Here is an 11184-nt window from a genome sequence, read left to right as displayed (position 1 = left end):
GCCCGAGTTCGCCGCGGCGGTACGGCGGGCCGCCCGCGAGATCGGTGAGCGGGTCAGCTGCGACGCGCGGTACGTGCACCGGGTGGAGGCCGGCGAGATCCGCTGCCCCAACTACGCCTACGAGCGGGTGTTCCTGCACATGTTCCCCGGCCGCACCCTGACCGACCTGGGCTTCGCGCCCCGCTCCGCGGTGCGCGGCCGCCGGGCGCGAACCGCCGGGGACCTGCTCCCCGGACCGCGCGCCGAGAACCCGGCGGGCCACACGAATGAGAACAGCGGGACGCACGAGCCGTATGAGACGCACAACCGGTACGACACGTACGACACGCACGACCACGAGGAGAGCGACGTGCTGCGTCGCGCATTCATGACCGGCGGTGGCGCCACGGTGGCCGCCGCCTCACTGAGCCCGCGCGGGCTCGCCCCGGACGCCGCGGCGGCCCAGCGCGCCGTGCGCCGCCCGGGCGCGAGCGACGCGGGCGCGCTGGAGGAAGCCGTCCGCCGGATCCGGCTGCTGGACGACCGGCACGGTGCGGACGGGCTCTACCGCCGCGCGGCGGCACCGCTGCGGGCCGCCTACGCGCTGCTGGACGCCGGGGCGACCCGGCAGCGGACGGCGGACCGGCTGTACGCGGGCGCCGGTGAACTGGCCATCTCGGTGGGCTGGCTGGCGCACGACTCGGGCCGCTTCGACGACGCGCGCTCGCACTACGCGGAGGCCCTGGCGACCGCACGGGTGACCGGGGACCCGGGACTGGAGGCGCACGCCTTCTGCAACACGGCGTTCCTCGCACGGGACGCGGGCCGGCCCCGGGAGGCGGTCAGGGCGGCGCAGGCCGCGCAGCGGGTGGCGCGGTCGCTGGGCTCGCCCCGGCTGATGTCGCTGCTGGCGCTGCGCGAGGCGGGCGGCTGGGCGGGGCTCGCCGACCGTACCGGCTGCGAGCAGGCGCTGACCCGGGCGCAGACGTACTTCGAGCGGGGCGCCTCGGAGGCCGACCCGGAGTGGATGACCTTCTACGGAGAGGCGGAACTGGAGGGCCTGGAGGCGCAGTGCTGGTCGACGCTGGGCGACTGGCCGCGCGCGGCGCGGCACGCACGGCGCGCGGCGGAGCTCCAGGATCCGCACTTCACCCGCAACATCGCCCTGTACACGGCGGAACTGGCGGACGACCTGGCCCGCGGCGGCCGGCCCGACGAGGCGGCCCGGGCCGGCATGCGCGTCCTGGACCTGCTGTCGGACGTCCAGTCCTCCCGCGTGCGCACCATGCTGGCGGGCACGTCCCGGGTGCTCCTCCCGCACCGCCACGCCTCCGGCGTCTCGGCGTTCCTCGACCGCCACGCCGCACTGCCGCGCATGGTGTGAACGCCGCGCCCCACGCGCGCCGAAACGCCGGGGACGGGACGGGCGCGGCGCGCTCGGGGCTCTCCGGCCATTGGGGCTCGCGGGCACGGGCGAACCACTGGGGTGCGGCCCGTTTCGCGGGACGGTCTCAGGCCGTCAGGTGGCCCTGGTCGTTCCAGGTCTCGACGGCCGGTTCGCCGTAGGCCCAGCCGAGGACCGACAGGGACGTCGGGTTGAGGCGGATGCGGGCGGCGAAGTCGAGCGGAAGGCCCAGCCAGCGGGCGCCGATGGAGCGCAGGATGTGGCCGTGGGCGAAGACCAGCACGTCGCGGTCGGCGGAGCGGGCCCACGCCACCACCTCGTCCGCGCGGGCCGTCACCTCGGCCAGGGTCTCCCCCTCCGGCACGCCGTCCCGCCAGATCAGCCAACCGGGGCGGACGGCCTGTATCTCGGCCGGGGTCATGCCCTCGTACGCCCCGTAGTGCCACTCCATGAGCGTGTCCCAGGTCTGCGCGCGGTCGCCGAACCCGGCCAGCTCACACGTCTCCCGCGCGCGGGACAGCGGGCTGGTGCGCACCTCGACACCGGACAGGCCGTCGTACGGCGCCCGGTGCAGGCGCTCGCCGAGGAGCTTGGCACCACGCCGTCCCTCCTCCAACAGCGGTACGTCCGTGCTGCCGGTGTGCTTGCCGGACAGCGACCACTCGGTCTGTCCGTGCCGGGCCAGCAGGATGCGCGGTGCCATGGGAGACCTTCCAGGAGGAATTCGCAAGAGGAACTACTCCATCATCGCTCACACCGGTCGCGGGCAACCCGGCGGGCGATCTCGACGTCTATCAGGGCCGAGGGCGTCTGCCGGGTGAACGGGCCACACCGTAGAGTGGCTGGCCGCCGACGGAGCGCCGCGCGAGACCAAGGGGGAGCGATCGGATGCCGCACACCGAGACACCGGGCACCGGGACAGCCCCGGCAGCCCGGCTGCGCTGGTGGTCCGAGCTGCCGATCATCCTCCTGGTGTACGCCTGCTACTCGGCGGGACGGCTGGTCGTGCGCGGCGACGTCTCCGACGCCGTGGACCACGGTCTGGCGATCCTGCGCATCGAGAAGGCGCTGCACCTCAACGCCGAGCACCCGCTGAACCGTCTCTTCACCGCTGAGCCGTGGCTGGGCATACCGGCCGACTTCTGGTACGCCTCGCTGCACTACCTGGTGACCCCGGCGCTCCTCGTCTGGCTGTTCCGCTCCCACGCGGTGCGCTACCGGGCCGCCCGCACCTGGCTGATGACGTCCACCTTCATCGGCCTGATCGGCTTCACCCTGCTGCCCACCTGCCCGCCCCGGCTGCTCGACCCGAGCCACGGCTTCGTCGACACGATGGCCCACTACAGCGCGTACGGCTGGTGGGGCGGCGAGGCGAGCGCGCCGCGCGGGCTGGGCGGCATGACCAACCAGTACGCGGCGATGCCGAGCCTGCACGTGGGCTGGTCGCTGTGGTGCGGGGTGATCCTGTGGCGCTACGGGCGCACCCCGCTGGCCAGGGCGGCCGCCGTCGCCTATCCGCTGGTGACCGTGATCGTGGTGATGGGCACCGCGAACCACTACTTCCTCGACGCCGTCGCGGGCGCCGCCGTCATGGGCGCCGGACTGCTGCTCGCGCCGTACGTGATGCGGTGCACCGACCTGGCGAAGGCGCGGTGGCTGTCCCGGCCCGCGCCGGTCACGGCGGCCGCGTCGGGCGCCGGTTCCCCGATTGTCAGTGCCGGATGCCAGACTTCCGCGGGTGAGCGATTTCCACGGCAGCGGCAGCCCGAGTCGCGGTACGGACCAGCAGCCGAACCGGGTGCCTCCCCCTCGGACGCGGGAGAAGGCGCTCCGGCACCGGCTCGCTGAGCTGCGCGGCCCCGAGGTGCCGGCGAAGGCGCTGGACGCGCGCGCCCTGGCCGCCCTCGCCGCCAACCCGGGCTGCAGACGGCGCGCGATCCTCGACGGCGCCGGGGTGAACAAGGCGGCGCTGGCGAGCGCGCTGGGCGCACCGTCGGTCTTCGGCCAGTCGCAGTTCGCGTTCGTGCGGGGCAACGCCTTCGAGGCGAAGGTGAAGGCCGACGGCGGTACGGAACTGCTGCGCCTCGCCCACGAGAAGCTGGACCGCGCGGCCGAGCCGCCCGCCGGCGCGCACGTGCCCGACCTCACCGCACAGGGCCCCGAGGGCCGCACCGCGCGCACGGAACTGGCGCTGCGCGAGGCCACCGAGGCCGCCACCGCCGCACCGGGCGCCTGGACGCTGCTCGACCACCCGATGCTCGCGCTGGACGTCGCGGGCTCCCCCGCCTTCCTGGAGCCGGACGCGGTCGTGGTGCACCCGGACGGCAGCTGGACGGTCGTGGAGATCAAGTCCTTCCCCATGCTGGACGGCGCCGCGGACCCCGCGAAGGTCGGCGCGGCGGCCCGCCAGGCCGCGGTGTACGTGCTGGCCCTGGAGCGGGTCGCCGCGCGGCTGGAACCGTCCCCGCGCGTGCGGCACCGGATCCTGCTGGTGTGCCCCAAGGACTTCTCCAACCTGCCCACCGCGTCCGCCGTGGACGTGCGCAAGCAGCGCGCGGTGACCGCCCGCCAGCTGGACCGGCTCACCCGTATCGAGGAGATCGCCGACACGCTCCCCGAGGGCACCTGCTTCTCGCCCGAGCTGCCCGCCGAGCGCCTGGCCGCGGCCGTGGAGTCCGTCCCGGCGACCTACGCGCCGGAGTGCCTGTCCGCGTGCGAGCTGGCCTTCCACTGCCGGGACCGTTCCCGCGCGGCCGGCGCGGTGACCCGGCTGGGCCGTCCGGTCCGCGCGGAGCTGGGCGCCCTGACCACCGTCGAGGAGGTGCTCGCGGCGGCCCGCGGCGAGGCCGGCGACCCCGACGACCCGACGGTGGCGGCGCTGCGCCGGGCGGCGGCCCTGCGCGCGGAGGCTCTGGCCGACGCGCCCGTTCCCGTCGCCGCGCGGGAGGTGGCCCCGTGTCGCTGATCGCCACCCTCGCCCGCCTCGAGGCCGTCAGCACGGGCCGCGCCCAGCCCGCCGCCACCGTCCGGCACCGCCATCTGTCCGCCCGCCCGCTGGTGTTCGTGCCGCTCACCACCGCCGGTGAGGCGGGCGCGCCGCTCGGCGCGCTGGTGGGCACCGACCGGGACGCGCCGAAGCTGCTGGCCGTGCCGCAGCCGCGCGACCGCGACCTGCGGTTCGCGTTCCTGTCCGAACTGGCCGACGTGGTCCTGCCGTACGTCGACGGGTTCGCCGACGCCGTCGAGGCCGCCGAGCGCGCCGAGACCGACCCGGAGACCGGCAAGCGGATCAAGGTCGAGGTCGAGCTGTGCGCGGACGCGCCCCAGCTGATCGTGCCGTCGCGGGCCGGCATCGACCTCGTACGGCTCCTCGGGCGGTCCATGCGGTTCCGGCGCACGGCGGAGCAGGACCCGGAGGCGCCGTTCCCGGCGCCGCCGCGGGTGCCGCTGCTCGGGCGGTGGCTGACGCACTTCGGGGAGCGGGCCCGGGTGCCCGGCTCCTCGCTGCTGCTGGCGACGACCGACGTGCTGTCGCGGCACTGGGCGACCGGCCAGTCCACGCTGGAGGACCAGCACCTCGGGGCGCTGCTGGCCTGGATCGACCCGCCCGAGGGGCGCTTGGGTGCCGAGGCGGCGCAGGAGGCCGAGCTGGCGCGGGACGCCGACGGCCAGTTGTTGTGCCCGCCCGCGGGCCCGGCGACCGACCCGGCGTTCGACAACAAGCTGCTGGCCCCGGCGATCGAGCGCTACGACCGGGCCCGTACCGCGCTCGCCGCCGCGGAGGACGGTCTGGAGGCCGACGACCGCCTCGGTGCGCTGACCGCCGCCGAGCGGGAGATCCGCGCGCTGGTCGAGAGCCGTACCCGGCCCACCTGGGACGCGGTGTGGCGCGGCCTGGACCTGCTGCGGGAGCTGCCGGAGGGCGCGCGGGTCGAGGAGCGGTGGACGCGTGACCGCTGGTCGTTCACCTCGCACCGGGACCGGGTGCTGGCCGGTGAGCCCCCGCAGCCGCGCCGCGACGACGCGGTCACCGCGGCGAACAAGCTCGCCGTGCGCGAGCGGGAGCAGGCCCGGCTGGAGGCGCAGGAGGCCCTGGACGATCCGCTGGTGATGGCGGGCCGGCGGCTGGCCGGGGAGGCGTTCGCGGGCGAGGTGGTCGACGTGGTGATGGCGTACAGCGACAGCAAGCGGCCCAGCCCGCGCCCGCTGGTCACCGTCCGCACCGACGACGGCCCGCATCTGGGCGAGCGGGCCCGGGTGTACCGCTCGCTGGGCGGGAAGCCGCAGGCGGCGGAGTTCGTCGGCCGCGAGGACGGGCCGGGCGGCGACGGCGGGGAGACGCTGCTCGTCCTGCGCATCCTGGACAAGATGGGGCGCGGCAAGGAGCCCGAGGCGGGGTCCGTGCCGGAGAAGGGCGACCGCGTGTGCTTCACACTGTTCGAGCACGAGCCGCGCGGCGGGGCGAAGCTGCCCGACCCGGAGGAGACCCCGTGGACCCATGGCGGGCCGCCCGGTGAGGAGGCCGTACCGGAGGCCGCGGACCCGGTGACCGAGGAGGACCTGCTGTGACCGCCCCCGCCGAAGCGGCCGTGTTCGATCCCGGTGCGGCGGCCGCGCGCGCCACCGACGCGATCCTGCGCGACACGCTGCACGGCGCCGCGCGCGGTGTCGTCGTCGACTCCCCGCCCGGCGCCGGCAAGTCCACGCTGGTGGTGCGCGCGGCGCTGGAACTGGCCGCGGCGGGCCGCCCGCTGATGGTGGTGGCGCAGACGAACGCGCAGGTCGACGACCTGGTGCTGCGGCTCGCCGAGCAGAACCCGGACCTGCCGGTGGGCCGGCTGCACAGCAGCGACTCCGACCCGTACGACAAGGCGCTCGACGCGCTGGACAACGTCCGTACGTCGGCGAAGGCCGCCGATCTCGCCGGGCTCGGCGTGGTCCTGTCGACGGCGGCGAAGTGGGCGCACGTCAAGGGCGTCGAGCCGTGGGAGCACGCGATCGTGGACGAGGCGTACCAGATGCGCTCGGACGCGCTGCTCGCGGTGGCGAACCTGTTTCAGCGGGCGCTGTTCGTGGGCGACCCGGGTCAGCTGGACCCGTTCTCGATCGTGGGCGGCGAGCAGTGGGCGGGGCTGTCGTACGACCCGTCGGCGTCCGCGGTGAGCACGCTGCTCGCCCACAATCCCGATCTGCCGCAGCACCGGCTGCCGGTGTCGTGGCGGCTGCCCGCGTCGGCGGCGCCGCTGGTGTCGGACGCGTTCTACCCGTACACGCCGTTCCGCAGCGGCACGGACCACGGCGACCGGACGCTGTCCTTCGGGGTCCCGTCGGACGGTTCGGGCCCGGACCGGGTGATCGACGAGGCGGCCGCGTCCGGCTGGGGCCTGCTGGAGCTGCCCGCCCGGCACACCCCGCGCACGGACCCGGAGGCGGTGCGGGCCGTGGCCACGGTCGTACGGCGGCTGCTGGACCGGGGCGGCGCGGCGACCTCGGAGCGCTCGCCCGACCCCGTGCCGCTGACCGCCGGCCGGATCGCCGTCGGCACCGCGCACCGCGACCAGGCGGCGGCGGTACGGGCGGCGCTCGCCGAGCTGGGCGTGGCGGACGTGACCGTGGACACGGCGAACCGGCTGCAGGGCCGGGAGTACGACGTGACGGTGGTCCTGCACCCGCTCTCCGGCCGCCCCGACGCCACCGCGTTCCACCTGGAGACGGGCCGCCTGTGCGTCCTCGCCTCCCGGCACCGGCACGCGTGCGTCGTGGTGTGCCGCGCGGGAGTGGGCGAGCTGCTGGACGACTACCCGTCGACGGAACCGGTGCAGCTCGGGACGCTGGTGAAGTTCCCGGACGGCTGGGAGGCCAACCACGCGGTCCTGGCCCACCTGGCGGAACACCGGGTGGCCTGGCGGCCCTGACACGCCGTGCGGCCCGTTCCTGCCGACCGGCCGTCCTGCGTACGGCAGTTGGGCGTCCGGCAGTCGGGCGGCGGCACCACTAGGGTGGCCGCCATGTCTGTGAACCTTCGCATAGAACTGGACGTCCGTGGACTCGTCTCCCGTGAGCAGGCCGAGGAGGTGCGGAGCGCGGTCCATGAGGTGATCCGCGACGAGCGCATCGACAACGAGGTGACGCTGTCGCTGCGGGAGCACGACGGTGAGCACATGGTGCTGGGGCGCACGGGTCACTACCCGGTCATCATCTCGGGTGTCCGGCACTGGGAGCCGGAGTTCAAGCGGGGGCTCGAGGTGGCCGTGCGGGAGGTGGCTCCGGAGGCCTACGTCCGGTTGTTGTGCGTCGACGTCGACCTGGAGCGGGCCATCGAGGCGGGCACGATCTGAGCGCGCGCGTTCCCGGGTCGCGGACCGCGCCGCGACGCGCGAGCCGGCACTACCCGTCCCTCTGCCGGGAATAAGCGGGGACTGCCTCCTGTTGGTCCCACCGCAGCGGAACGTCACGTACTCACAGGAGGCACCCCACCGTGGCCGCAGACGAGATCCGGGGCTCAGCCGACGGCACCGCCCCCGTGCCCCTCTCCGTCCTCGACCTGGTCACCGTGGGTGCCGGGCGCACCGCCTCCGACGCGCTGGGGACCAGCGTGGAGATCGCGCGCCTCGCCGAGTCGCGCGGCTTCCACCGCTACTGGGTCGCCGAGCACCACTCCATGCCGGGCGTGGCCTCCTCCTCGCCCGCCGTGATCCTGGCGTATCTCGCCGCGCACACCGACCGCATCCGCCTCGGTTCCGGCGGCGTGATGCTGCCCAACCACGCGCCGCTCGTCATCGCCGAGCAGTTCGGCACCCTGGAGGCCATGGCCCCGGGCCGGATCGACCTCGGCCTCGGCCGCGCGCCCGGCACCGACGGGGCCACCGCCGCCGCCCTGCGCCGCACCGACCGGCTGAACGAGGGCGCCGACGACTTCCCTCAGCAGCTCGCCGAGCTGACCCGCTTCCTGGACGACGACTTCCCCGACGGGCACCCCTACCGCCGCATCCACGCCGTCCCCGGGCCCGTCCAGGCCACCTCGCCGGGCGGTGTGCAGTCCCCGCACCGGCCGCCGCTCTGGCTGCTCGGCTCCTCCGGGTTCAGTGCCCGGCTGGCCGGCATGCTCGGCCTGCCGTTCGCCTTCGCGCACCACTTCTCCGCGCAGAACACGATTCCCGCGCTGGACCTGTACCGCGAGAGCTTCCGCCCGAGCGAGGTCCTCGACGCGCCGTACGCCCTCATCGGCGTCTCGGCGCTCGCCACGGACGACGCGAAGGAGGCCCGCCGGCAGGTGCTGGCCGCCGCGCTGAACATGGTCCGGCTGCGCACCGGCCGTCCCGGCCTCGTCCCGACACCCGAGGAGGCGGAGGCGTACGACTTCAGCCCGATGGAGCGGGAGTTCGTCGACTCCTGGAACGCCAACGTGATCCACGGCACCCCGGACGAGGTCCGCACCGGCCTGGACGAGCTGCAGAAGCGCACCGGCGCCGACGAGTTGATGATCACCGCCAACGCGCACAGCGGCGACGTGCGCCTGCGTTCCTACGAACTGATCGCGGACGCCTACGGGTTGCCGACGCCCGCCTGAACGCCGGGCGTGCCCAGCAGTTCGGAGATGCGGTCGGGTGACACCGGGCGGGAGTACAGCCAGCCCTGACCGGTGTCGCAGCCGATCCGGCGCAGCCGGGTGGCCTGCGCCGAGGTCTCCACGCACTCCGCGGTGACCGTGAGGCCGAGCCGGTGGGCGAGCTGCACCATCGCCTCGACGATGACCTCGTCCGCCGGGTTCGCGGGCGCGGCGGCGCGCTCCTCGTACTGGAAGCCGCGCACGAAGGAGCCGTCGAGCTTCAGCACCGACACGGGCAGGCGGCTGAGGTAGGCCAGGTTCGAGTAGCCGGTGCCGAAGTCGTCGATGGCGATGCGCACGCCCATGTCGCTGAGCGCCTTCAGGGCCTCGATCGGCCGGCCGGAGGAGCCCATCACCGCCGACTCGGTCAGCTCCAGTTGCAGCAGGTGCGGCGGCAGGCCGGTCTCCGCGAGGGTCTCGGCGACGTCCGCCACCAGGTCGGAGTCCCACACCTGACGCACCGCCACGTTCACGCTGACGAAGATGGGCGGCTCGTCGGGGTGCTCCACCTGCCAGTCGCGGGCCTGCCGGCAGGCGGGGCGCAGCACCCAGCGGCCGAGCGGCACGATGGAGCCGTCCTCCTCGGCCAGTCCGATGAACCGATTCGGCGTCAAGGTGCCGAAACGCGGGTGGTGCCAGCGGATCAGGGCCTCCACGCCGTGCACCCGGTCGTCCTCCATGCCGACCAGCGGCTGGTACTCCAGCGCGAACTCGCCCCGGTCGATGGCCGGGCGGAGCGTGGAGGCGAGGGCCTGGCGCGTCACCCGGTGGGCGTTGCGCTCCGGGTCGAACAGCGTCCAGCGGGCCTTTCCGTCGGCCTTCGCCCAGTACAGCGTGGTGTCGGCGGCCTGCATCAGCGCGGTGGGCGTGGTTCCCGCGGCGTGCCGCTCGACCACACCGATCGACGCCGAGACCGACAGCCGCCGGCCGGAGAGGTCGAACGGCGCCTGGATCGCGCCGAGCAGCGACTCGGCGAGGTCGGCGAGCTGTTCGGTGCCCGTGGAGTCCTCCACCAGCAGCGCGAACTCGTCCCCGCCGAGCCGGGCGACCAGCGGGGTGCCGGCCCTGGTGCGGCCCGCCTCCTGGGCGCAGCGCGTCAGGCGTTCGGCGACGGCGGCCAGCAGCCGGTCGCCGACGCGGTGGCCCAGGGTGTCGTTGATGGCCTTGAACCCGTCCAGGTCGAGGTAGCACAGCCCGATCCGGCCGGTTCCGCTCTCCTCGTACGACTCCGCCTCCAGCGCCGCCGTCAGCCGCTCCAGGAACAGCGTGCGGTTGGGCAGCCGGGTCACCGGGTCGTGCATCCGGACGTGCCGCAACTGGGCCTGGAGTTCGCGGTGGTCGCTGATGTCGTCGACCGAGAGGAGCACGCCCCCGTCCTCGGCGGGCAGCGGTGAGACCGTCACCCGCACCCACAGCGCGTGCCCCTCGGGGTGCTTCAGCCGGCGTGTGCAGCGCAGTTTGGCGCGCTGTCCGCGCAGCAGCTCCCGGTAGGCGTGCCAGGTGCGGGCGTCGCCGGAGAGGTCCACCAGGTCGGCGGCGACGGCACCGGTCAGGGTGTCCGGGTCGCGGCCCAGCAGGCCGGCGAGGGCGGCGTTGGCGCCGGTGACCGTGCCCTCGCGGTCGACCACGGCCATGGCGAGCGGCGCCGCCGTGAAGACGGAGCGGTACGCCGGTGACGGTGGTGGCGCCGGGGACGGAGGTGGCGTGGATTCGGTACCCGGAGACGTGACGATCTCACTCTCTGTGACGACCGGCCGGTTGAGTTCTGTTGCGGGCGCCGGCCCTTCGGACGTTCCGCTCACCGCTCGCTCCCGCAGTGCCCTCGATCGCTGTTCGTGCAGGGAAGTCTCAGGAAAGTGTGCCGATCATAGAGGCCCGTGTCCGGGCCTTCCAGCTACTGTCCAGTCTCCAGGAGGGGCCCGCATCTCTGCCAGATCGTTTCTGCCCAGGGGTGGACGGCTTCTGCAGCCCTCCGACCAGTTGTGACGTTCCGTGAGTGAACAGGGTGTCGACCCCGCTTGGAATTCCGCCTTTCTCACTCGTCCGGTGCATCCGAACAGGGCGTAGTACGACAAGTCATCACAATCTGGGTGCGGTGTCCCGTGAACCGTCTCCCGGAGGTCCCCGTGCCGCGTCAGCTCACCCCGGGAGGACTCGGCCGTGAGACGCTCCGGGACCGGCTGAGCCGTTC

Annotated in this window: 9 protein-coding genes; 7 read left to right on the top strand and 2 right to left on the bottom strand. The window is 74.4% G+C overall.

Going from position 1 to position 11184, the window contains the following annotated elements:
• The coding region (locus tag FGW31_RS21960; RefSeq protein ID WP_233452543.1) for a tetratricopeptide repeat protein at positions 1 to 1363 on the top strand (1363 nt) is incomplete at its 5' end.
• A 127-nt stretch (positions 1364 to 1490) separates the two neighbouring features.
• Here FGW31_RS21960 and FGW31_RS21955 read toward each other — a convergent pair.
• Complete coding sequence (locus tag FGW31_RS21955; RefSeq protein WP_142195173.1) at positions 1491 to 2087, bottom strand: histidine phosphatase family protein; 597 nt, start codon at positions 2085 to 2087, stop codon at positions 1491 to 1493.
• A 185-nt stretch (positions 2088 to 2272) separates the two neighbouring features.
• Between FGW31_RS21955 and FGW31_RS21950 the strand changes: the two genes are divergently transcribed.
• From FGW31_RS21950 to FGW31_RS21925, 6 genes are all read left to right on the top strand, one after another.
• Positions 2273 to 3232: a phosphatase PAP2 family protein gene (locus FGW31_RS21950; RefSeq protein ID WP_142195172.1), complete on the top strand. Its 960-nt coding sequence runs from the start codon at positions 2273 to 2275 to the stop codon at positions 3230 to 3232.
• Positions 3183 to 4349 (top strand): hypothetical protein, encoded by a 1167-nt coding sequence (locus FGW31_RS21945; RefSeq protein WP_142195171.1) that lies wholly within the window; start codon positions 3183 to 3185, stop codon positions 4347 to 4349. Before FGW31_RS21950 ends, FGW31_RS21945 begins: the two co-directional genes overlap by 50 nt.
• Positions 4340 to 5953: a hypothetical protein gene (locus tag FGW31_RS21940; protein WP_142195170.1), complete on the top strand. Its 1614-nt coding sequence runs from the start codon at positions 4340 to 4342 to the stop codon at positions 5951 to 5953. The genes FGW31_RS21945 and FGW31_RS21940 overlap by 10 nt, the downstream gene beginning before the upstream one ends.
• Positions 5950 to 7299, top strand: a complete 1350-nt coding sequence (locus FGW31_RS21935) for an AAA domain-containing protein (RefSeq protein ID WP_142195169.1) — start codon at positions 5950 to 5952, stop codon at positions 7297 to 7299. Before FGW31_RS21940 ends, FGW31_RS21935 begins: the two co-directional genes overlap by 4 nt.
• Before the next feature lie 93 nt (positions 7300 to 7392).
• A complete protein-coding gene (locus FGW31_RS21930) occupies positions 7393 to 7722 on the top strand; it encodes a hypothetical protein (RefSeq protein ID WP_142195168.1) in 330 nt (109 codons plus the stop codon).
• A gap of 140 nt (positions 7723 to 7862) precedes the next feature.
• Positions 7863 to 8954: an LLM class flavin-dependent oxidoreductase gene (locus tag FGW31_RS21925; protein WP_142195167.1), complete on the top strand. Its 1092-nt coding sequence runs from the start codon at positions 7863 to 7865 to the stop codon at positions 8952 to 8954.
• Here FGW31_RS21925 and FGW31_RS21920 read toward each other — a convergent pair.
• Positions 8930 to 10795, bottom strand: a complete 1866-nt coding sequence (locus FGW31_RS21920; RefSeq protein WP_142195166.1) for a putative bifunctional diguanylate cyclase/phosphodiesterase — start codon at positions 10793 to 10795, stop codon at positions 8930 to 8932. The genes FGW31_RS21925 and FGW31_RS21920 overlap by 25 nt on opposite strands.
• Positions 10796 to 11184 lie beyond the last annotated feature (389 nt).

Origin of the sequence: Streptomyces calvus, assembly GCF_006782915.1 — a bacterium.
GTDB classification, from domain to species: Bacteria; Actinomycetota; Actinomycetes; order Streptomycetales; family Streptomycetaceae; genus Streptomyces; species Streptomyces calvus.
The sequence above is the reverse complement of the archived record's forward strand: the minus strand, read 5'-3'. Positions and strand labels throughout refer to the sequence as shown.